This window comes from Streptomyces sp. Ag109_O5-1, from assembly GCF_003814875.1.
In the GTDB taxonomy this organism is placed as follows: domain Bacteria; phylum Actinomycetota; class Actinomycetes; order Streptomycetales; family Streptomycetaceae; genus Streptomyces; species Streptomyces sasae.
On sequence record NZ_RKQF01000001.1, the window covers coordinates 9,617,804 to 9,639,849 of the forward strand.

Here is a 22,046-nt window from a genome sequence, read left to right on the forward strand (position 1 = left end):
ACCAGGGGCGCTCCACCCACAGGTGGAGCGCCCCTGGAAAGACAGCCTGTCGCGGCCGCGCCCGGCTACTCGCCGGACAGCACCGCCTGAGCCGCCGTGCGCGCCTCGTCCGCGCTGTCGGTGGCACGCGCGGCCGCGGCGGCCCGCTCGCACTGGGCCAGCGTGTACTTGGCCAGCATCGCCCGGACATAGGGAATCGACGCCGCACCCATGGAGAGGGAGGTGACACCCAGACCCGTCAGCACACAGGCCAGCAGCGGATCGGACGCGGCCTCACCGCACACACCACAGCTCTTGCCCTCGGCCTTCGCCGCCTCCGCGGACAGCGCGACCAGGTCGAGCAGCGCGGGCTGCCACGGGTCCTGCAGCCGGGACACCGCACCCACCTGACGGTCCGCGGCGAACGTGTACTGCGCCAGGTCGTTCGTGCCCAGCGACAGGAACTCGACCTCTTGGAGGATCGAGCGCGCCCGCAGCGCGGCCGACGGAATCTCCACCATCGCGCCGAACTTGGCCTGCAGCCCCGCCTCGCGGCAGGCGTCCGCGAACGCCTTCGCGTCGGCACGGTCCGCCACCATGGGCGCCATGACCTCAAGGTGGACAGGCAGCCCCTCGGCGGCCTTCGCCAGCGCCGTCAGCTGGGTGCGCAGCACATCCGGGTGGTCGAGCAGCGTCCGCAGGCCGCGCACGCCCAGCGCCGGGTTCGGCTCGTCCGCAGGGGTCAGGAAGTCCAGCGGTTTGTCGGCGCCCGCGTCCAGGACACGCACGACGACCCGACCCTCCGGGAACGCCTCGAGCACCTGGCGGTACGCCTCGACCTGCTTCTCCTCAGAAGGAGCGTTCTTGCTGTCGTCCAGGAACAGAAACTCGGTACGGAACAGACCGACACCCTCGGCACCGGCCGCCACCGCCGCCGGCACATCGGCCGGTCCGCCGACGTTGGCCAGCAGCGGCACCTTGTGCCCGTCCGCGGTGACACCCGGGCCGGTCGAGGAGGCGAGCGCCGCCTTGCGCTCGGCGGCCGCGGCCTCCAGCTCGGCCTTCTTCTCCGCACTCGGGTTCACGAAGATGTCGCCGGTGCTGCCGTCGACGGCGATCACCGTGCCCTCGGCGAGCTCACCGGCACCCGGCAGCGCCACCACGGCCGGCACACCGAGCGCCCGCGCAAGGATCGCGCTGTGACTCGTCGGCCCGCCCTCCTCGGTCACGAAACCGAGCACCAGCGTCGGGTCCAGCAGCGCCGTGTCCGCCGGCGCCAGGTCCCGAGCGACCAGCACGTACGGCTCGTCACTGTCCGGGACACCCGGCATCGGAACCCCCAGCAGGCGGGCGACGATACGATTCCGCACGTCGTCCAGGTCGGCCACCCGACCGGCCAGGTACTCACCGGCTCCGGCCAGCAGCTCGCGGTAGGCGGCGAACGCGTCGTACACGGCACGCTCTGCGGTGCTGCCGACGGCGATCCGGCGTTCCACATCGGCCATCAGCTCGGGGTCCTGGGCCATCATGGCCTGGGCCTCGAGCACCGCTTGGGCCTCGCCGCCGGCCAGGTTGCCGCGCGCCATCAGGTCGGCCGCCACGGCGTCCACGGCCTGACGGGCGCGTCCCTGCTCCCGCTCCGCCTCTTCCGCCGGGATCTGCTTGGCCGGCGGCTCCAGCACCGCCGTTCCCATGTGCCGAACCTCGCCGATCGCCACACCGTGGCTCACGCCGACGCCTCGCAGCGTTGTGTCCATCTCACCCGTCTCCGATAGTGCGGCGGGTCCCGCCGCCGCGATGGTTGTCGTGGTCGCCGCCTGCTCCGTCGTACGACGGCACGGCGGGGTCGTCAGTCGCAGACGAGTCAGTTCCAGGCGAAGAGACTGTCGCCGGCCTTCACGTCACCGTCTTCACGGAGGTCGGAGAGGGAGTCGGCCGTTGCCTCCAGGGCCACGACGGGGCACACCGGGGACTTGCCGGCGGCCTCGACCTCGGCCGGGTTCCAGCGCACCACGCTCTGACCGCGGGTCACGGTGTCGCCTTTGTTGACGAGGAGCTCAAAGCCCTGCCCATTGAGCTGCACGGTGTCGATACCGAGGTGGGTGAGCACGCCGTGCCCGCTCTCGTCGACGACGACGAACGCGTGCGGGTGGAGAGAGACAACGACTCCGTCCACGGGCGCCACCACCACGGAAGGCTCACGCGCGGGGTCGATGGCCGTGCCCGGGCCGACCATGGCCCCGGAGAAGACCGGATCCGGCACTGCGGCGAGTCCGATGGCACGTCCTGCGAGCGGGGACGTCACGGTGGTCATGGGAAGCCTCCCAGGAGTGGAGCTGCTTACGGGCCGTCACTACCTGTCCCGGACGGCGTACTGAGCAGCAGCGTATGTCATGTGAAGTGGCGGTTCCGCATGGAAGGTACCAGCTAGTGGTCTAGACCACCAGTCTTATCGATTTGCACGGCCTTCGAGGCCCCGTGTACAGTCGTACTCCTGCTTGAGACCGAGCGGCGCCGTAAAGCGTCCTTACTCAGCAGCACCCAAACTTGTTAGATCCTAACTCGGGATCACCTTCCGCATGCCTGCGGGAGGGTGGTCAGAGAGACGGAAAAACACTGATAGAGTTTGGAACACCGAAGGGAAGCCCGGAGGAAAGCCCGAGAGGGTGAGTACAAAGGAAGCGACCGTTCCTTGAGAACTCAACAGCGTGCCAAAAATCAACGCCAGATATGTTGATGCCCCGTCCGTCGGAACATTCCGATGGTCGAGGTTCCTTTGAAAAAACACAGCGAGGACGCTGTGAACGGTCGGATCATTCCTCCGACTGTTCCGCTCTCGTGTGTGTGCACCGGATTACCGGTAAACATTCACGGAGAGTTTGATCCTGGCTCAGGACGAACGCTGGCGGCGTGCTTAACACATGCAAGTCGAACGATGAACCACTTCGGTGGGGATTAGTGGCGAACGGGTGAGTAACACGTGGGCAATCTGCCCTTCACTCTGGGACAAGCCCTGGAAACGGGGTCTAATACCGGATAACACTCTCACGGGCATCTGTGAGGGTTAAAAGCTCCGGCGGTGAAGGATGAGCCCGCGGCCTATCAGCTTGTTGGTGAGGTAATGGCTCACCAAGGCGACGACGGGTAGCCGGCCTGAGAGGGCGACCGGCCACACTGGGACTGAGACACGGCCCAGACTCCTACGGGAGGCAGCAGTGGGGAATATTGCACAATGGGCGAAAGCCTGATGCAGCGACGCCGCGTGAGGGATGACGGCCTTCGGGTTGTAAACCTCTTTCAGCAGGGAAGAAGCGAGAGTGACGGTACCTGCAGAAGAAGCGCCGGCTAACTACGTGCCAGCAGCCGCGGTAATACGTAGGGCGCAAGCGTTGTCCGGAATTATTGGGCGTAAAGAGCTCGTAGGCGGCTTGTCACGTCGATTGTGAAAGCCCGAGGCTTAACCTCGGGTCTGCAGTCGATACGGGCTAGCTAGAGTGTGGTAGGGGAGATCGGAATTCCTGGTGTAGCGGTGAAATGCGCAGATATCAGGAGGAACACCGGTGGCGAAGGCGGATCTCTGGGCCATTACTGACGCTGAGGAGCGAAAGCGTGGGGAGCGAACAGGATTAGATACCCTGGTAGTCCACGCCGTAAACGGTGGGAACTAGGTGTTGGCGACATTCCACGTCGTCGGTGCCGCAGCTAACGCATTAAGTTCCCCGCCTGGGGAGTACGGCCGCAAGGCTAAAACTCAAAGGAATTGACGGGGGCCCGCACAAGCGGCGGAGCATGTGGCTTAATTCGACGCAACGCGAAGAACCTTACCAAGGCTTGACATACACCGGAAACGTCTGGAGACAGGCGCCCCCTTGTGGTCGGTGTACAGGTGGTGCATGGCTGTCGTCAGCTCGTGTCGTGAGATGTTGGGTTAAGTCCCGCAACGAGCGCAACCCTTGTTCTGTGTTGCCAGCATGCCCTTCGGGGTGATGGGGACTCACAGGAGACCGCCGGGGTCAACTCGGAGGAAGGTGGGGACGACGTCAAGTCATCATGCCCCTTATGTCTTGGGCTGCACACGTGCTACAATGGCCGGTACAATGAGCTGCGATACCGTGAGGTGGAGCGAATCTCAAAAAGCCGGTCTCAGTTCGGATTGGGGTCTGCAACTCGACCCCATGAAGTCGGAGTCGCTAGTAATCGCAGATCAGCATTGCTGCGGTGAATACGTTCCCGGGCCTTGTACACACCGCCCGTCACGTCACGAAAGTCGGTAACACCCGAAGCCGGTGGCCCAACCCTTGTGGAGGGAGCTGTCGAAGGTGGGACTGGCGATTGGGACGAAGTCGTAACAAGGTAGCCGTACCGGAAGGTGCGGCTGGATCACCTCCTTTCTAAGGAGCACTTCTTACCGGTTCAGGCCGGTCAGGGGCCAGTACATCGGCGAATGTCCGGTGCTGGTTGCTCATGGGTGGAACGTTGATTATTCGGTCTGGATTCTCGGGTCGGAGGCTGCAAGTACTGCTCTTCGGAGCGTGGAACGCATGATCTTCGGGCGGGGTTCGGCCGGGCACGCTGTTGGGTGTCTGAGGGAATGATCTTCCTTCAGTCGCCGGCCCCAGTGAACTCCAGGCTCTGGCTTGGGGGTGATGGGTGGCTGGTCGTTGTTTGAGAACTGCACAGTGGACGCGAGCATCTGTGGCCAAGTTTTTAAGGGCGCACGGTGGATGCCTTGGCACCAGGAACCGATGAAGGACGTGGGAGGCCGCGATAGTCCCCGGGGAGTCGTCAACCAGGCTTTGATCCGGGGGTTTCCGAATGGGGAAACCCGGCAGTCGTCATGGGCTGTCACCCACTGCTGAACACATAGGCAGTGTGGAGGGAACGAGGGGAAGTGAAACATCTCAGTACCCTCAGGAAGAGAAAACAACCGTGATTCCGGGAGTAGTGGCGAGCGAAACCGGATGAGGCCAAACCGTATGCGTGTGAGACCCGGCAGGGGTTGCGTATACGGGGTTGTGGGATCTCTCTTTCACGGTCTGCCGGCCGTGAGACGAGTCAGAAACCGTTGATGTAGGCGAAGGACATGCGAAAGGTCCGGCGTAGAGGGTAAGACCCCCGTAGCTGAAACATCAGCGGCTCGTTTGAGAGACACCCAAGTAGCACGGGGCCCGAGAAATCCCGTGTGAATCTGGCGGGACCACCCGCTAAGCCTAAATATTCCCTGGTGACCGATAGCGGATAGTACCGTGAGGGAATGGTGAAAAGTACCCCGGGAGGGGAGTGAAATAGTACCTGAAACCGTGTGCCTACAAGCCGTGGGAGCACTTCGGTGTGACTGCGTGCCTTTTGAAGAATGAGCCTGCGAGTTTGCGGTGTGTTGCGAGGTTAACCCGTGTGGGGTAGCCGTAGCGAAAGCGAGTCCGAATAGGGCGTATGAGTAGCACGCTCAAGACCCGAAGCGGAGTGATCTAGCCATGGGCAGGTTGAAGCGGAGGTAAGACTTCGTGGAGGACCGAACCCACCAGGGTTGAAAACCTGGGGGATGACCTGTGGTTAGGGGTGAAAGGCCAATCAAACTCCGTGATAGCTGGTTCTCCCCGAAATGCATTTAGGTGCAGCGTCGTGTGTTTCTTGCCGGAGGTAGAGCACTGGATAGGCGATGGGCCCTACCGGGTTACTGACCTTAGCCAAACTCCGAATGCCGGTAAGTGAGAGCACGGCAGTGAGACTGTGGGGGATAAGCTCCATGGTCGAGAGGGAAACAGCCCAGAGCATCGACTAAGGCCCCTAAGCGTACGCTAAGTGGGAAAGGATGTGGAGTCGCAGAGACAACCAGGAGGTTGGCTTAGAAGCAGCCACCCTTGAAAGAGTGCGTAATAGCTCACTGGTCTAGTGATTCCGCGCCGACAATGTAGCGGGGCTCAAGCGTACCGCCGAAGTCGTGTCATTGCAGCATATAGCCCCAACGGGTGCTGTGATGGGTAGGGGAGCGTCGTCTGCCGGGTGAAGCAGCACCGGAAGGTAGTTGTGGACGGTTGACGAGTGAGAATGCAGGCATGAGTAGCGATTCACACGTGAGAAACGTGTGCGCCGATTGACTAAGGGTTCCTGGGTCAAGCTGATCTGCCCAGGGTAAGTCGGGACCTAAGGCGAGGCCGACAGGCGTAGTCGATGGATAACCGGTTGATATTCCGGTACCCGCTGTGAAGCGTCAAACATCGAACCAGGCGATGCTAAGTCCGTGAAGCCGTTCCGGACCCTTCGGGGAAAGGAAAGTGGTGGAGCCGACGGACCAGACTTGTAGTAGGTGAGTGATGGGGTGACGCAGGAAGGTAGTCCATCCCGGGCGGTGGTTGTCCCGGGGTAAGGGTGTAGGACGCTGTCTAGGCAAATCCGGACAGCACATAGTCTGAGACCTGATGCCGAGCCGATTGTGGTGAAGTGGATGATCCTATGCTGTCGAGAAAAGCCTCTAGCGAGTTTCATGGCGGCCCGTACCCTAAACCGACTCAGGTGGTCAGGTAGAGAATACCGAGGCGTTCGGGTGAACTATGGTTAAGGAACTCGGCAAAATGCCCCCGTAACTTCGGGAGAAGGGGGGCCACACCTGGTGAGAGAGTTTTCCTCTTGAGCTGGGGGTGGCCGCAGAGACCAGCGAGAAGCGACTGTTTACTAAAAACACAGGTCCGTGCGAAGCCGTAAGGCGATGTATACGGACTGACGCCTGCCCGGTGCTGGAACGTTAAGGGGACCGGTTAGCTCTGATTCGTCGGGGCGAAGCTGAGAACTTAAGCGCCAGTAAACGGCGGTGGTAACTATAACCATCCTAAGGTAGCGAAATTCCTTGTCGGGTAAGTTCCGACCTGCACGAATGGCGTAACGACTTCTCGACTGTCTCAACCATAGGCCCGGTGAAATTGCACTACGAGTAAAGATGCTCGTTTCGCGCAGCAGGACGGAAAGACCCCGGGACCTTTACTACAGTTTGATATTGGTGTTCGGTTCGGCTTGTGTAGGATAGCTGGGAGACTTTGAAACTCGGACGCCAGTTCGGGTGGAGTCGTCGTTGAAATACCAGTCTGGTCGTGCTGGATGTCTAACCTGGGTCCGTGATCCGGATCAGGGACAGTGTCTGATGGGTAGTTTAACTGGGGCGGTTGCCTCCTAAAGAGTAACGGAGGCGCCCAAAGGTTCCCTCAGCCTGGTTGGCAATCAGGTGTTGAGTGTAAGTGCACAAGGGAGCTTGACTGTGAGACCGACGGGTCGAGCAGGGACGAAAGTCGGGACTAGTGATCCGGCGGTGGCTTGTGGAAGCGCCGTCGCTCAACGGATAAAAGGTACCCCGGGGATAACAGGCTGATCTTCCCCAAGAGTCCATATCGACGGGATGGTTTGGCACCTCGATGTCGGCTCGTCGCATCCTGGGGCTGGAGTCGGTCCCAAGGGTTGGGCTGTTCGCCCATTAAAGCGGTACGCGAGCTGGGTTTAGAACGTCGTGAGACAGTTCGGTCCCTATCCGCTGTGCGCGTAGGAGTCTTGAGAAGGGCTGTCCCTAGTACGAGAGGACCGGGACGGACGAACCTCTGGTGTGCCAGTTGTTCTGCCAAGGGCATGGCTGGTTGGCTACGTTCGGGAGGGATAACCGCTGAAAGCATCTAAGCGGGAAGCCTGCTTCGAGATGAGGACTCCCACCTCTATAAGAGGGTAAGGCTCCCAGTAGACGACTGGGTTGATAGGCCGGATCTGGAAGCCAGGTAACTGGTGGAGGTGACCGGTACTAATAGGCCGAGGGCTTGTCCTCAGTTGCTCGCGTCCACTGTGTTGGTTCTGAAACCACGAACAGCCCCATGCCAGGGTCACGGCATGGTGCGGCATTCACAGTTTCATAGTGTTTCGGTGGTCATAGCGTGAGGGAAACGCCCGGTTACATTCCGAACCCGGAAGCTAAGCCTCACAGCGCCGATGGTACTGCAGGGGGGACCCTGTGGGAGAGTAGGACGCCGCCGAACTCCTTTTAGAGCTCTGGCTCTTGGGCAACAAGCCCAAGAGCCAGAGCTTTTTTGCGTTGAGGTAGGGTCAGGGAGCAAAGTTGGCTCGTTTCCCACCACAGGAGGCCCCCGGGTGGAGGTCCAGGAGACGCGTGTCCAGACGGACCGGGTCCTCACCATCCCGAACATCCTCAGCATGGCGCGTCTCGTCGGCGTACCCGTCTTCCTGTGGTTGATCCTCAGGCCCGAGTTCGGCGGCCCCAAGAGCGACGGCTGGGCCCTGCTGGTGCTCCTCTTCAGCGGCGTCAGCGACTACCTGGACGGCAAGCTCGCCCGGCGCTGGAACCAGATCAGCAGCCTCGGCCGGCTTCTCGACCCCGCCGCCGACCGGCTCTACGTCCTGTCGACGTTGGTCGGACTCACCTGGCGCGAGATTCTGCCGCTCTGGCTGACGGCCGCGCTACTGCTGCGTGAACTGATGCTGCTGGTGATGGTGGGGATCCTCAGGCGGCACGGCTATCCGCCGCCACAGGTGAACTTCCTCGGTAAGGCCGCGACGTTCAATCTGATGTACGCGTTCCCGCTCCTGTTGCTCAGTGACGGAAGCGGTTGGATCTCGTCACTCGCTGCTATTTTCGGATGGGCGTTCGCCGGGTGGGGTACAACGCTCTACTGGTGGGCAGGAGTGCTCTACGTGGTGCAGGTCCGTCGCCTGGTTCGTGCGGACGCCACAGCCGATTGAGCTCGGCGATTGTCCGGACGTAGTGGCCCTCGATTGCTCTCGATGGCCCGCGGCGGAAAAGTGCGGGACAATCTGGACGGGTGAAGTCGGCTAGACCGTCATCTCTTAGAGGAGGACGCTTCCGACATGAAGGCCGTCGTGATGGCCGGTGGCGAAGGCACACGCCTTCGCCCCATGACCTCAAGCATGCCCAAGCCGCTCCTTCCGGTGGTGAACCGCCCGATCATGGAGCATGTGCTACGGCTGCTCAAAAGGCATGGGCTCACCGAGACCGTCGTCACCGTGCAGTTCCTGGCATCGCTCGTCAAGAACTACTTCGGGGACGGCGAGGAGCTCGGAATGGAGCTCACCTATGCCAACGAGGAGAAGCCACTCGGTACCGCCGGAAGCGTCAAGAACGCCGAAGAGGCGTTGAAGGACGATGCTTTCCTGGTCATCTCCGGCGATGCGCTGACCGACTTCGACCTCACCGAGCTGATCAACTTCCACAAGGCGAAGGGCGCGCTCGTCACGGTCTGTCTGACGCGAGTGCCCAATCCCCTGGAATTCGGCATCACCATCGTCGACGAAGAGGGGAAGGTCGAGCGCTTCCTGGAGAAGCCGACCTGGGGACAGGTCTTCTCCGACACGGTGAACACGGGCATCTACGTCATGGAGCCCGAAGTATTCGACTATGTAGAGGCCGACGTTCCGGTCGACTGGTCCGGCGATGTCTTCCCGCAATTGATGAAGGAAGGCAAGCCGATCTACGGCTATATCGCCGAGGGCTACTGGGAGGACGTCGGGACGCACGAGTCGTATGTGAAGGCGCAGGCCGACGTCCTGGAGGGCAAGGTCGACGTCGACATCGACGGCTTCGAGATATCCCCGGGCGTCTGGGTGGCGGAGGGCGCCGAGGTGCACGCCGACGCCGAACTGCGTGGGCCGCTGTACATCGGTGACTACGCCAAGGTCGAGGCCGGCGCGGAAATCCGTGAGCACACCGTCGTCGGATCCAATGTCGTGGTGAAGAGCGGGGCCTTCCTGCACCGGGCCGTCGTCCACGACAACGTGTACGTCGGGCAGCACAGCAATCTTCGGGGCTGTGTCGTCGGGAAGAACACCGACATCATGCGGGCCGCCCGGATCGAGGACGGGGCGGTCATCGGGGACGAGTGCCTGATCGGTGAAGAATCGATCGTTCAGGGCAACGTCCGGGTCTATCCGTTCAAGACCATCGAGGCCGGCGCGTTCGTCAACACGTCGGTGATCTGGGAGTCCCGGGGGCAGGCGCATCTGTTCGGCGCTCGTGGTGTGTCCGGCATTCTCAACGTGGAGATCACCCCGGAGCTGGCCGTACGGCTCGCCGGCGCGTATGCGACCACCCTGAAGAAGGGGTCCACCGTCACGACGGCCCGTGACCACTCCCGTGGTGCCCGTGCGCTCAAGCGGGCGGTCATCTCGGCGCTCCAGGCCAGCGCCATCGACGTACGGGACCTGGAGAACGTACCGCTGCCCGTGGCGCGGCAGCAGACCGCACGGGGCAGTGCCGGCGGCATCATGATCAGGACCTCGCCAGGGGTGCCCGACTCCGTCGACATCATGTTCTTCGACGGGCAGGGCGCGGACCTCTCGCAGGCCAGCCAGCGGAAGCTGGACCGGATCTTCGCGCGACAGGAGTACCGCCGCGCGTTCCCGGGCGAGATCGGCGACCTCTACTTCCCGGCCAGCGTCTTCGACTCGTACACGGGGTCGCTGCTGCGGAACGTCGACACGACCGGGATCGCCGACGCGGGCCTGAAGGTCGTCGTGGACGCCTCCAACGGCAGCGCCGGGCTCGTCCTGCCCAGCCTGCTCGGCAAACTCGGAGTGGACTCGCTGACCATCAACCCCGGCCTGAACGAGGCCAGGCCCACGGAGACGGCCGACCAGCGGCGGTCGGGCCTGGTGCGGCTCGGTGAGATCGTGGCCTCCTCCGGGGCCGCGTTCGGCGTACGGTTCGACCCGGTCGGCGAGCGGTTGTCCCTGGTGGACGAGAAGGGCCGCATCATCGAGGACGACCGGGCGCTGCTGGTCATGCTCGACCTGGTCGCCGCCGAGCGGCGCAGCGGCCGGGTGGCGCTTCCGGTCACCACGACCCGGATCGCCGAGCAGGTGGCCGCGTACCACGGCACCCAGGTCGAGTGGACGACCACCTCTCCCGACGACCTCACGCGCGTGGGGCGTGAGGAGGGCACCATCTTCGGCGGTGACGGAAAGGGTGGGTTCATCGTCCCCGAGTTCAGCAGTGTGTACGACGGTACGGCCGCCTTCGTACGCCTGATCGGTCTGGTGGCGCGGACGCAGCTCACGCTCAGCCAGATCGACGCCCGGATCCCGCGGGCGCACGTCCTCAAGCGGGACCTGGCGACCCCGTGGGCTGTCAAGGGGCTGGTCATGCGGCGTGTCGTCGAGGCGGCCGGTGATCGCTTCGTCGACACGACCGACGGTGTGCGGGTCGTGGAGACCGACGGACGCTGGGTGATGGTGTTGCCCGACCCGGCTGAGGCGGTCACCCATCTGTGGGCCGAGGGGCCCGACGACGCCTCCGCGCAGGCCCTGTTGGACGAGTGGTCGGCGATCGTGGACAGCGCCGGACGGTAGAAAACACTGCACGCGTGCGTGCCGGACAGGTGTCCCCAGGGGGCCCGTCCGGCACGCCGGTGGGGCCATTCGGAGGTACGGGCCGCGACGTGCGACGATGTGCGGCATGCCGCAGCAACCCCCCGTTCGGAGCAGCGCCACCCGGCCGCAGCGCCCGGACGCCTCCATGTCGTTGATCACCAACGTCATGGACCACAGCCTCGACGACGGGTACGCCGAGGCGGCCGCCCGCAAGCGGGCTCAGGGGCAGGGCGGCGGCATGCCGAAGACCCTCCGGGCGAAGCTGGGGCTCGCCGGCGGTCTGGTGCTCGCGGCCCTGGTGGTGACCCTGGGAGCGGCGCAGGCGCATGTGACGGCGCCGGTCGTGGCCAAGGAGCGCCAGGAGCTCATCGACCGCATCGACCGGGAGACCGCGGCCGCCGACAAGCTCGAGACGAATGTCGACAAGCTGCGTGACGACGTCAGCGACCGCCAGCGCGCGGCGCTGAAGGAGAGCGGCGGCAGCGGGCAGGTGGACCTGATGGGCGTCCTGTCGGGTGCCACGGCGGTGCACGGCCCCGGTGTGAAACTGGTGGTGAACGACGCCAAGGAGGCATCCTCCGGCGGCGACGCCAGCAATCCCCGGGAGACCTCCGGGTTCTCCGACACCGGCCGGGTCCGCGACCACGACATGCAGCGTGTCGTGAACGGGCTGTGGGGTTCCGGCGCCGAGGCGATCTCCATCAACGGGCAGCGGCTGACCGCCCTGTCCGCGATCAGGGCGGCCGGAGACGCGATACTGGTCGACAACAGGCCGCTGGTACCGCCGTACACGGTGCTGGCGGTGGGGGACGGGGCGAAGCTCGGTTCCAGGTTCCAGGACAGTCCGGACGGGCTGTACCTGCACGCACTGGAGCAGAACTTCGACATCAGGGCGACGATCTCCACGGAGAGTGACGTCCAGTTGGCCGCCGCACCGAGCGTGATCGTACGTACGGCGGAGCCGTACACCGAGAAGACTGAGAAGGGCACATCGTGATCGCCGTACTTGGCCTCGTCGTGGGCGTCGTGGCCGGACTTTTGGTCCGTCCTGAGGTTCCGGCGGTCGTCGAGCCGTATCTGCCGATCGCTGTCGTCGCGGCGCTCGACGCCGTCTTCGGCGGTCTGCGAGCCATGCTCGACGGGATCTTCGACGACAAGGTCTTCGTGGTGTCGTTCCTGTCGAACGTGGTGGTGGCCGCGCTGATCGTGTTCCTGGGCGACAAGTTGGGCGTGGGCTCGCAGCTGTCGACGGGTGTCGTGGTGGTCCTCGGTATCCGTATCTTCTCCAACGCCGCGGCGATCCGGCGGCACGTCTTCCGGGCGTGAGCGGCATGAGCGAGAACGAGAACGACAGCGAGAACGGCCGTGAGCACGAGAAGCGGCCGGAGAACCCGCTGCGCAAGGAACTGCCGGACGAGGTGCCCGCCGCGGCGCCGGCGCCCGAACCGGTCGCCGGGCCGGATCCGGAGGCCGGCCTGACCGGTCGCAGGCGACTGGTCCAGGGGCTGTGGCCGCCGCGGGTCAGCCGCGCCCAACTGATCGTCGCCGTGCTGCTGTTCGGGCTCGGATTCGGTCTCGCCGTCCAGGTGGCGTCGAACAGCGACAGCGACAGCGCGCTGCGCGGGGCCCGCCAGGAAGATCTTGTGCGCATCCTCGATGAACTGGACGACCGTACCCAGCGTCTTGAGGACGAGAAGACAGGACTGGAGAAGCAGCGCCAGGAGTTGCAGAGCAGCTCCGACCAGGCGGCGGAGGCCCGCAGACAGACGGCCGAGAAGGAGCGGCAACTCGGCATTCTGGCGGGCACCGTGGCGGCGCAGGGTCCTGGCATCACGATGACGGTCGACGACCCGAAGGGGACGGTGCAGGCGGACATGCTGCTCGACGCGATCCAGGAGCTGCGCGCGGCCGGCGCGGAGGCGATCCAGGTCAACGGGGTGCGGGTGATCGCCGGTACCTACCTGGCGGACTCCGGGAAGAGTGTGAGCGTCGACGGGAACAAGATCACCCAGCCCTTCGTTTTCAAGGTGATCGGCAAGCCGCAGGACCTCGAACCGGCCCTCAACATCCCCGGAGGCGTGGTGCAGACCCTGGAGAAGGAACAGGCGACCGTGTCCGTCGAGCGGTCGGCCAAGATCGTCGTGGATGCCTTGCGACCGGCGAAGGAGCCTGACTACGCTCGGTCGTCCTCACAGTGAACCGGCGGTGCATGGCGGACGTCCGGCGAGGGCATGAGGATGCGGGGGGTCGGCGCACCGGGGAGCGGGTGCGTGGTGGAAACTGTCTGGTGGATACGGACGTTGTGTGGTTGTCCGGGTCGGCCGGTTTATTCAGTCAGGGTTCGTCCTGCCCCACGGGCGGGTCTGTTTCGGTCAAGGGGAATCGCCCGTGAAGTTGTTTGCGAAGTTGTTCGGCAAGAGCGCGCGAGAAGGCAGCGACAACGCGACCGCTCGCCATCGTGCACAGCCCGACGAGGAGGGTCAGCGCCCGCTGTTCCGGGATCAGGTGGCTGGTCCGGGGGGTGACATTTCGGGAGGTCAGGGCGCGCCGTCAGTTGACCCGTCCCAGTCCGGCGGCATAGGTTTCGGGCAACCGTCAACCTCAGGTGCGGGTGGAGGGTTCGCCTCCGGCCCGTACGCGTCCAACGCCCCGGCGGGGCAGCCGCGGCAGGAGGATCCGTCGATGTCGGCCCTGGTTTGTACGAGGTGCGGTAACCGCAACGCGGAGAACGCCCGCTTCTGTTCCAACTGTGGTGCCCCGCTGCGTGCGGGTGCCGTCCCCGAGCGTGCGGCGGAGACGACTTCCACGATCTCGATCTCCGGCCTGGAGGCCTACGACGCCGAGGTCACCGGCCAGACCCAGGTGCCGGCGCTCTCGCCCGAGGCCCAGGCGGCCGTCGACGCGCTGCCGGTGGGCTCGGCCCTGCTGGTCGTGCGCCGTGGCCCGAACTCGGGCAGCCGCTTCCTGCTGGACAGCGACCTGACCACGGCCGGGCGTCACCCGCAGAGCGACATCTTCCTGGACGACGTGACGGTCTCGCGTCGGCACGTGGAGTTCCGCCGTCAGCCTGACGGTTCGTTCACGGTGGCCGACGTGGGCAGCCTCAACGGCACGTACGTCAACCGGGAGCGCATCGACCAGGTCGCTCTGTCGAACGGTGACGAGGTCCAGATCGGCAAGTACCGGCTGGTCTTCTACGCGAGCCGGCAGGGCATCTGACCCTCCGGACCTCGTCCGGGGGATCCGAGGGAAGAAGGTCCATGCTGCACACACCGAGCGGCGGTACCGGTCACGGCACCGCCGCCACGGAGACCGGGCTGATGAGTATCGGCACGGTGCTGAACGTGCTGCGCGACGAGTTCCCCGAAGTCACCATCTCCAAGATCCGCTTCCTGGAGTCGGAGGGGCTCATCGAGCCGCGCCGCACCCCTTCCGGGTACCGCAAGTTCAGTGCCGGGGACGTGGAGCGGCTCGGACACGTCCTGAGGATGCAGCGGGACCACTATCTGCCGCTCAAGGTCATCCGGGAGTACCTGGACGCCATGGAGCGCGGTGAGGCCGTACAGCTGCCCGTACTGGGCCGGCAGCGGGACGGCGAGGCCGTACAGCTGGGCCCCGAGCCGCCCGCTGTGGCCCGGATCGGGCGGGACGAGCTGCTCGCGGCTGCCGGGATCGACGAGAGCTGTCTGAAGGAGTGGGAGTCGTACGGGCTGATCGCTCCCCTGCAGGACGGCGTGTACGACGCCGAGACGGTCACGGTGGCCACGCTCGTGGCCGAGCTGGGCCGGTTCGGGATCGAGCCGCGCCATCTGAGGGTGATGAAGGCCGCGGCCGATCGTGAGGCGGGCCTGGTGGACCAGGTGGTGGCCCCGCTCAGGCGTCACCGCAACCCGCAGACCAGGGCCCATGCGGAGGCCCGTGCGAAGGAGCTGGCGGCGCTCACGGTGAGACTGCACGCCGCGCTGGTGCAGACCGCGCTCGGGGTGCGGCTGCCGTGACGGTCGTGACAGGACCCGGGCCTAGGCCGGATCGGGCGCGCGTTTTTGGCCCGACTACCCAAACGTCCCGGGCACGGCCTAGGGTTGCTGTGTGAACGAGCTCGATGTCGTAGGTGTCCGGGTGGAAATGCCCTCCAACCAACCGATCGTGCTCCTGCGCGAAGTGGGAGGCGACCGCTACCTCCCCATCTGGATCGGGCCGGGGGAGGCGACGGCGATCGCTTTCGCCCAGCAGGGCATGGCCCCTGCGCGACCGCTGACCCACGACCTGTTCAAGGACGTGCTGGAGGCCGTCGGTCAGGAGCTCACCGAAGTACGCATCACGGACCTGCGTGAAGGCGTCTTCTACGCGGAGCTGGTGTTCGCCAGCGGCGTCGAGGTGAGCGCCCGTCCGTCCGACGCGATAGCGCTGGCGCTGCGCACCGGAACGCCGATCTACGGCAGTGACACGGTGCTGGACGACGCGGGCATCGCGATCCCGGACGAGCAGGAGGACGAGGTGGAGAAGTTCCGCGAGTTCCTCGACCAGATCTCGCCCGAGGACTTCGGCACCAGCAGCCAGTGAGGACAGAGCGGCCCGTCACCCGCCGGAAGGCAGGTGGCGGGCCGGTTCACGGCTGGGCATGCGTAACTCATGGGCAATTGCCAGCGGCCATTGAGAGCGTCCTACGGCTTCCCGCCAGAGCATTCGGCTAGCCTTTCCCCGCGGTGGAGCACGGGAAACCACTCCTAGGGTGATTATCACTCGGCGTGCCGAGTGTGGCGATCGTTGACGCGCCCCTGGTGACTGCCTACCGTCGAGAAGGCAGGTCAAGGACGGAGGTCGGCGTGAGAAGCAGCGGCGACGGTACGGCTGGGGGTGCCCCGGGACGCGGTCTCGGGGAGAGCGGTCCGTACGCGCTTCACGGCAGCGCGGCCGGTCGCACCCCGCAGCGGCCGGCGGCAGTGCCGAGCGGCGGAGGGGCGGCGTCCATGGCGACCGAGGAGATCGGCTACCGGGGGCCCACGGCCTGTGCGGCGGCTGGCATCACCTATCGGCAGCTCGACTACTGGGCCCGCACCGGTCTGGTCGAGCCCAGCGTGCGGCCCGCCTACGGGTCGGGTACGCAGCGGCTGTACAGCTTCCGGGACGTGGTCGTCCTGAAGATCGTCAAGCGATTCCTGGACACCGGGGTGTCCCTCCAGAACATCCGTACAGCTGTTCAGCACCTCAGGGAACGCGGTTTCAGCGATCTGGAGCGCATGACCCTCATGAGCGACGGCGCCACGGTCTACGAGTGCACCTCGCCGGACGAGGTGCACGCCCTGCTCCAGGGCGGCCAGGGCATCTTCGGTATCGCGGTCGGAGTGGTCTGGCGGGACGTAGAAAGCGCACTCTCCCAGCTGCACGGCGAGCGCGTGGACACCGGGGAGACGCTCGTCGGGCACAACCCCGCCGACGAGCTGGCCCGGCGGCGCAACCGGGCGGTCTGAACTCCTGGCCCGAAGGCGCTTGGCCTGACGACCGTCGTGACAACGCCCCGGCACGCGACCGTGCCGGGGCGTTGTCAGTGCTGTGGTGCAGCATCGGACATGTGAGAAACGCGCCCACGATCCTGCATCTCGACATGGATGCCTTCTTCGCCTCGGTGGAGCAGGCGTCCAAGCCGAGTCTGCGCGGGAAGGCCGTGATCGTGGGCGGGCTCGGACCACGCGGTGTGGTGGCCACCGCGTCGTACGAGGCCCGGGTGTTCGGGGTGCACTCCGCGATGCCGATGGCCCAGGCACGCAGGCTGGCGCCGAACGCTGCGTATCTCGTGCCGCGCTTCGGGCTGTACCGGTTGATCAGCGAGCAGGTGATGGGGCTGCTGCGCGCGCTGTCGCCGCTGGTGGAGCCGCTGAGCCTGGACGAGGCGTTCGTGGATCTGGAGGCCGCCGGGGCGGCCTGGGACGCGCCGTCGGCGCGATCGGTGGGGGAGAGGCTGCGCGCGGACATACGGGCCGTCACGGCGCTCTCCGGGTCCGTCGGGCTCGCCGCCTCCAAGATGCTCGCGAAGATCGCCTCCGAGCAGGCCAAGCCGGACGGTCTGGTGCTGATCGAGCCGGGTACCGAGCGGGCGATGCTGGGACCGATGCCGGTGCGGACGCTGCCGGGGGTGGGGCCGGCGACGGGGGACCATCTGCGGCGGGCCGGCATCACCACCGTCGAGGAGATCGCCGAGGCGGGCGAGGACGAGCTGGTGCGGCTGCTGGGCAAGGCGCACGGACACGGGCTGTACGCGATGGCCCTGGCGCACGACGAGCGGCCCGTGGTGGCGGAGCGGGAGACCAAGTCGGTGTCCGTCGAGGACACGTACGACGTGGACATCCACGACCGGATGCGGGTGGGCCTGGAGGTGCAGCGGCTGGCTGACCGGTGTGTACGGCGGCTGCGGGAGGCCGGGCTGTCGGGACGCACGATCGTGCTGAAGGTGCGGCGGTACGACTTCTCGACGCTGACCCGTTCGGAGACGCTCAGAGGTCCCACCGATGACCCGGCGGTGGTGCGGGAGGCGGCAGCACGGTTGCTGGACTCGGTGGACACGACGGGGGGTGTGCGGTTGCTGGGGGTGGGGGTGTCGGGGCTGGCCGATTTCACGCAGGAGGACCTGTTCGCGCAAGCGGCGGCCGAAGAGGGGGCGGACGTCCTGTCGGAGGAGGCCGTCCCCGAGCCGGTCGCCGAGCAGGAGGCGGCCGCCGAGCGGCGCTGGCGTGCGGGACACGATGTGCGGCATGCCGAGTACGGACACGGATGGGTGCAGGGGAGCGGGCTGGGCAGGGTGACGGTGCGCTTCGAGACGCCGGGGTCGCTGGTGCCGGGGCGGGTGCGGACGTTCCGGGTCGACGACCCCGAACTGGAGCCGGCGGATCCGTTGCCGCTGGTGCCGGGAGACCGGTTGGGCAGCGCCTCGTAAGGGGCGCGGGGAACTGCGCGACCAGCCCCCACCCACCCGCAGGCGACCGACGGCCTGGCAGGCACCCCCCTTCGGCGGCACCCCCTTCGGCGCTCACGCCCCCGCGTCCTCCGTTCCCGCCAGCTTGCCGAAGTCGTGGTCCGGGTGGTCCGGGGGCGGGGCGGTCGTGTCCAGGCCGTAGTGGTGGTAGAGCTGGAGTTCCTGTTCCGGGGACAGATGGCGGCCCACGCCGAAGTCGGGCGCGTCTTTGATCAGGGTGCGGTCGAAGGGGACCTGGAGGGTGCCCTCGACCAGTTCGCTGGGTTCCAGGGGCACGAAGGCGTCCCGGGAGAACAGGCCGGTGCGTATGGCCGCCCACTCCGGCACTCCGGTCGCGTCGTCGAGGTACACCTCGTCGATCGTGCCGATCTTCGTGCCGTTGCGGTCGAACGCCTTGCGGCCGATCAGGTTGCGCGGATCGATGTCGGTCTGCACGGGCCCTCCACTTGGTCGCAAATCATCCGTAAGCACTACAAAAGAGCACATTCAAGGAGGCGGCCACTCGAAGGCCCGTGCGTTGCCCTCGCTGGTAGGCTGGCAAGCGGCTGCTGACCCCGTGCGGGAGAGTCCTCCGGGCAACCGGAGGCGCCGAAGGAGCAAATCCTCCCCGGAATCTCTCAGGCCCACGTACCGCATGGACGAGGTCACTCTGGAAAGCAGGGCGGGTGTCGACGGTGTCCGCCCTCACCGACGGTGAAAGCCGGAGCCTTCGGGCATCCGGTGAAGCTCTCAGGTTGAGATGACAGAGGGGGAGGCCGTCGGGGTACCCGCGCCGGGGTACCCCTCGAAGGTCGCGTCAGACCAGGAGGCCTCCGCAATGACCGCCCACCGCCCTTCGCTTTCCGAACTCGAACAGGGGATCCCGTTCGAGCAGCGTCACATCGGGCCCGATCACGAGGCCCAGGCGAAGATGCTCGCCCAGGTCGGGTACGGCTCGCTGGACGAGCTGACCGCCGCCGCCGTGCCGGACGTGATCAAGAACGCCGACTCCCTGGAGCTGCCGGGAGCCCGCACCGAAGCCGAGGTGCTGGCCGAGCTGCGCTCGCTCGCCGACCGCAACCAGGTGCTCGACTCGATGATCGGGCTGGGGTACCACGGGACCTTCACACCGCCCGTCATCCTGCGCAACGTCATGGAGAACCCCGCCTGGTACACGGCCTACACGCCGTACCAGCCGGAGATCTCCCAGGGGCGGCTGGAAGCCCTGCTGAACTTCCAGACGGTGGTCGCCGACCTCACCGGGCTGCCCACCTCCGGTGCCTCGCTGCTCGACGAGGGCACGGCCGCGGCCGAGGCCATGTCCCTGTCGCTGCGCATGGGCAAGAACAAGAAGGGCGTCTTCGTCGTCGACGCGGACGCGCTGCCGCAGACCGTCGCCGTTATCCAGACCCGGGCCGAGCCGACGGGCGTGGAGGTCGTCGTCGCGGACCTGAGCGACGGCATCCCGGCGGACCTCGCCGCGCGTGAGATCAACGGCGTGCTCGTCCAGTACCCCGGCGCCTCCGGTGCCGTACGCGACATCAAGCCGGTCGTCGAGCAGGCGCACGAGCTGGGCGCGCTCGTCACCGTCGCCGCCGACCTGCTCGCACTGACCCTGCTGACCTCGCCGGGCGAGCTGGGCGCCGACATCGCCGTCGGCACCACCCAGCGGTTCGGTGTGCCGATGGGCTTCGGCGGTCCGCACGCGGGCTACATGGCGGTCCGCGAGAAGTTCGCCCGCAGCCTGCCCGGGCGGCTCGTGGGCGTGTCCGTGGACGCCGACGGGCACAAGGCCTACCGGCTGGCCCTGCAGACCCGTGAGCAGCACATCCGGCGCGAGAAGGCCACCAGCAACATCTGCACCGCGCAGGTGCTGCTCGCCGTGATGGCCGGCATGTACGCCGTCTACCACGGGCCCGAGGGGCTCAAGGCCATCGCGCAGCGCACGCACCGGTACGCCACGATCCTCGCCGCCGGGCTCAAGGCCGGCGGGGTCGAGATCGTGCACGGCGCCTACTTCGACACCCTCACCGCGCGCGTGCCCGGCAAGGCCGCCGAGGTCGTCGCCGCAGCCCGGCAGGGCGGGGTCAACCTGCGGCTCGTCGACGCCGACCACGTCTCCATGGCCTGTGACGAGACCACCACCCGCGCCCAGCTCGGCGCCGTGTGGACGGCGTTCGGAGTCGAGGGCGACGTCGAGGCGCTGGACGAGGCCGCCGAGGACACCCTGCCCCAGGCGCTGCTGCGCGGCGACGGCTACCTGACCCACCCCGTCTTCCACGACCACCGTTCCGAGACCGCGATGCTGCGCTACCTTCGCAGGCTCGCCGACCGGGACTACGCGCTGGACCGGGGCATGATCCCGCTGGGCTCCTGCACCATGAAGCTCAACGCGACCACCGAGATGGAGCCGGTCACCTGGCCCGAGTTCGGCCAGCTGCACCCCTTCGCGCCCGCCGAGCAGGCACAGGGCTACCTGACCCTCATCCACGAGCTGGAGGAACGGCTCGCCGAGGTCACCGGGTACGACAAGGTGTCTCTCCAGCCCAACGCCGGATCGCAGGGCGAGCTGGCCGGACTGCTCGCCGTACGCGCCTACCACCGGGCCAACGGCGACGCGCAGCGGACCGTGTGCCTGATCCCGTCCTCCGCGCACGGCACCAACGCCGCCAGCGCCGTCATGGCCGGGATGAAGGTCGTCGTGGTGAAGACCGCCGGGGACGGCGAGGTCGACGTCGAGGACCTCCGGGCGAAGATCGCGCAGCACCGGGACGAACTGGCCGTGCTGATGATCACCTATCCGTCGACGCACGGTGTGTTCGAGGAGCATGTCGCGGACATCTGCGCTCAGGTACATGAGGCCGGCGGTCAGGTGTACGTCGACGGCGCGAACCTGAACGCCCTGGTCGGGGTCGCCAAGCCGGGCCACTTCGGCGGTGACGTCTCGCACCTCAACCTGCACAAGACCTTCTGCATCCCGCACGGCGGCGGCGGCCCGGGCGTCGGCCCGGTGGCCGTACGGGCCCACCTGGCGCCGTACCTGCCCAACCACCCGCTGCAGCCCGCCGCCGGGCCGGAGACGGGCGTCGGGCCCATCTCGGCCGCGCCGTGGGGCTCCGCGGGGATCCTGCCGATCTCGTGGGCCTACGTCCGGCTCATGGGCGGCGAGGGCCTGAAGCGCGCCACCCAGGTGGCCGTGCTCAGCGCCAACTACGTCGCCAAGCGGCTGGAGCCGCACTTCCCCGTGCTCTACACCGGGCCCGGCGGGCTGGTCGCGCACGAGTGCATCATCGATCTGCGGCCGCTGACCAAGGCGACCGGTGTGAGCGTCGACGACGTCGCCAAGCGGCTGATCGACTACGGCTTCCACGCGCCCACCATGTCGTTCCCGGTGGCCGGCACGCTGATGATCGAGCCGACCGAGTCCGAGGACCTCGGCGAGCTGGACCGGTTCTGCGAGGCGATGATCGCCATCCGCGCGGAGATCGACAAGGTCGGCGCCGGGGAGTGGACCGCCGACGACAACCCGCTGCGGGGTGCTCCGCACACCGCCGGCGCGCTCGGTGGGGAGTGGAAGCACGGCTACACCCGGGAAGAGGCCGTCTTCCCGGCCGGGGTGTCCGCCGCCGACAAGTACTGGCCGCCGGTGCGCCGGATCGACCAGGCCTACGGTGACCGGAACCTGGTGTGCTCGTGCCCGCCGCTGGACGCGTACGAGGACTGATCCGCGGTACGGACATGGCAG

General features: G+C 66.4%; 13 protein-coding genes, 3 rRNA genes, 1 pseudogene and 1 riboswitch. Of the genes and pseudogenes, 14 read left to right on the top strand and 3 right to left on the bottom strand.

Annotation, left to right across the window (positions count from 1 at the left end):
• Positions 1-65: 65 nt before the first annotated feature.
• Positions 66-1,736, bottom strand: coding sequence for a phosphoenolpyruvate--protein phosphotransferase (gene ptsP, locus EDD90_RS43840; protein WP_123978633.1), 1,671 nt, complete (start codon positions 1,734-1,736; stop codon positions 66-68).
• Between the two features lie 107 nt (positions 1,737-1,843).
• A complete protein-coding gene (locus EDD90_RS43845) occupies positions 1,844-2,293 on the bottom strand; it encodes a PTS glucose transporter subunit IIA (protein ID WP_123978634.1) in 450 nt (149 codons plus the stop codon).
• A gap of 553 nt (positions 2,294-2,846) precedes the next feature.
• Between EDD90_RS43845 and EDD90_RS43855 the strand changes: the two genes are divergently transcribed.
• The 13 genes and pseudogenes from EDD90_RS43855 (at position 2,847) to EDD90_RS43915 (ending at position 18,464) form a co-directional block, all read left to right on the top strand.
• Positions 2,847-4,370: ribosomal RNA gene (locus EDD90_RS43855) — 16S ribosomal RNA — on the top strand.
• A gap of 306 nt (positions 4,371-4,676) precedes the next feature.
• Positions 4,677-7,780: ribosomal RNA gene (locus tag EDD90_RS43860) — 23S ribosomal RNA — on the top strand.
• A gap of 91 nt (positions 7,781-7,871) precedes the next feature.
• A 5S ribosomal RNA gene (gene rrf / locus EDD90_RS43865) occupies positions 7,872-7,988 on the top strand.
• Together the 16S, 23S and 5S rRNA genes form the textbook arrangement of a ribosomal RNA operon.
• A gap of 112 nt (positions 7,989-8,100) precedes the next feature.
• Positions 8,101-8,709, top strand: a complete 609-nt coding sequence (locus EDD90_RS43870; RefSeq protein ID WP_123978636.1) for a CDP-alcohol phosphatidyltransferase family protein — start codon at positions 8,101-8,103, stop codon at positions 8,707-8,709.
• 126 nt (positions 8,710-8,835) lie between these two features.
• Positions 8,836-11,331, top strand: coding sequence for a mannose-1-phosphate guanyltransferase (locus EDD90_RS43875; RefSeq protein ID WP_123978637.1), 2,496 nt, complete (start codon positions 8,836-8,838; stop codon positions 11,329-11,331).
• A 106-nt stretch (positions 11,332-11,437) separates the two neighbouring features.
• Positions 11,438-12,349: a DUF881 domain-containing protein gene (locus EDD90_RS43880; protein WP_260328484.1), complete on the top strand. Its 912-nt coding sequence runs from the start codon at positions 11,438-11,440 to the stop codon at positions 12,347-12,349.
• Positions 12,346-12,678, top strand: coding sequence for a small basic family protein (locus tag EDD90_RS43885; RefSeq protein ID WP_046727248.1), 333 nt, complete (start codon positions 12,346-12,348; stop codon positions 12,676-12,678). Before EDD90_RS43880 ends, EDD90_RS43885 begins: the two co-directional genes overlap by 4 nt.
• A gap of 5 nt (positions 12,679-12,683) precedes the next feature.
• Complete coding sequence (locus EDD90_RS43890; protein WP_123978639.1) at positions 12,684-13,550, top strand: DUF881 domain-containing protein; 867 nt, start codon at positions 12,684-12,686, stop codon at positions 13,548-13,550.
• Between the two features lie 190 nt (positions 13,551-13,740).
• Complete coding sequence (locus EDD90_RS43895; RefSeq protein ID WP_185149432.1) at positions 13,741-14,571, top strand: FHA domain-containing protein; 831 nt, start codon at positions 13,741-13,743, stop codon at positions 14,569-14,571.
• Positions 14,572-14,612: 41 nt separating this feature from the next.
• Positions 14,613-15,350 carry a MerR family transcriptional regulator gene (locus EDD90_RS43900; protein ID WP_123978641.1) on the top strand — a complete coding sequence of 246 codons (738 nt, stop codon included), beginning with the start codon at positions 14,613-14,615 and terminating at the stop codon, positions 15,348-15,350.
• A gap of 91 nt (positions 15,351-15,441) precedes the next feature.
• Complete coding sequence (locus EDD90_RS43905) at positions 15,442-15,915, top strand: bifunctional nuclease family protein (RefSeq protein WP_026253112.1); 474 nt, start codon at positions 15,442-15,444, stop codon at positions 15,913-15,915.
• Positions 15,916-16,178: 263 nt separating this feature from the next.
• Entirely contained in the window at positions 16,179-16,823 is a 645-nt protein-coding gene (locus EDD90_RS43910; RefSeq protein WP_123978642.1) for a MerR family transcriptional regulator, read from the top strand.
• Between the two features lie 101 nt (positions 16,824-16,924).
• A pseudogene (locus EDD90_RS43915) lies at positions 16,925-18,464 on the top strand (DNA polymerase IV).
• Here EDD90_RS43915 and EDD90_RS59190 read toward each other — a convergent pair.
• Entirely contained in the window at positions 18,377-18,757 is a 381-nt protein-coding gene (locus EDD90_RS59190) for a PRC-barrel domain-containing protein (protein WP_185149433.1), read from the bottom strand. The pseudogene EDD90_RS43915 and the gene EDD90_RS59190 sit on opposite strands and share 88 nt — an antisense overlap.
• 114 nt (positions 18,758-18,871) lie before the next feature.
• Positions 18,872-18,965: riboswitch (glycine riboswitch) on the top strand.
• A 174-nt stretch (positions 18,966-19,139) separates the two neighbouring features.
• Between EDD90_RS59190 and gcvP the strand changes: the two genes are divergently transcribed.
• On the top strand, positions 19,140-22,025 hold the full coding sequence (gene gcvP, locus EDD90_RS43925; RefSeq protein ID WP_123978645.1) for an aminomethyl-transferring glycine dehydrogenase: 2,886 nt from the start codon (positions 19,140-19,142) through the stop codon (positions 22,023-22,025).
• Positions 22,026-22,046 lie beyond the last annotated feature (21 nt).

What these genes read in the sequence shown, in the direction of transcription:
- ptsP (WP_123978633.1), bottom strand. Translation starts at nt 1,736, where the DNA reads ATGGACACAACGCTGCGAGGCGTCGGCGTGAGCCACGGTGTGGCGATC.
- EDD90_RS43845 (WP_123978634.1), bottom strand. Translation starts at nt 2,293, where the DNA reads ATGACCACCGTGACGTCCCCGCTCGCAGGACGTGCCATCGGACTCGCC.
- EDD90_RS43875 (WP_123978637.1), top strand. Translation starts at nt 8,836, where the DNA reads ATGAAGGCCGTCGTGATGGCCGGTGGCGAAGGCACACGCCTTCGCCCC.
- EDD90_RS43880 (WP_260328484.1), top strand. Translation starts at nt 11,438, where the DNA reads ATGCCGCAGCAACCCCCCGTTCGGAGCAGCGCCACCCGGCCGCAGCGC.
- EDD90_RS43890 (WP_123978639.1), top strand. Translation starts at nt 12,684, where the DNA reads ATGAGCGAGAACGAGAACGACAGCGAGAACGGCCGTGAGCACGAGAAG.
- EDD90_RS43900 (WP_123978641.1), top strand. Translation starts at nt 14,613, where the DNA reads ATGCTGCACACACCGAGCGGCGGTACCGGTCACGGCACCGCCGCCACG.
- gcvP (WP_123978645.1), top strand. Translation starts at nt 19,140, where the DNA reads ATGACCGCCCACCGCCCTTCGCTTTCCGAACTCGAACAGGGGATCCCG.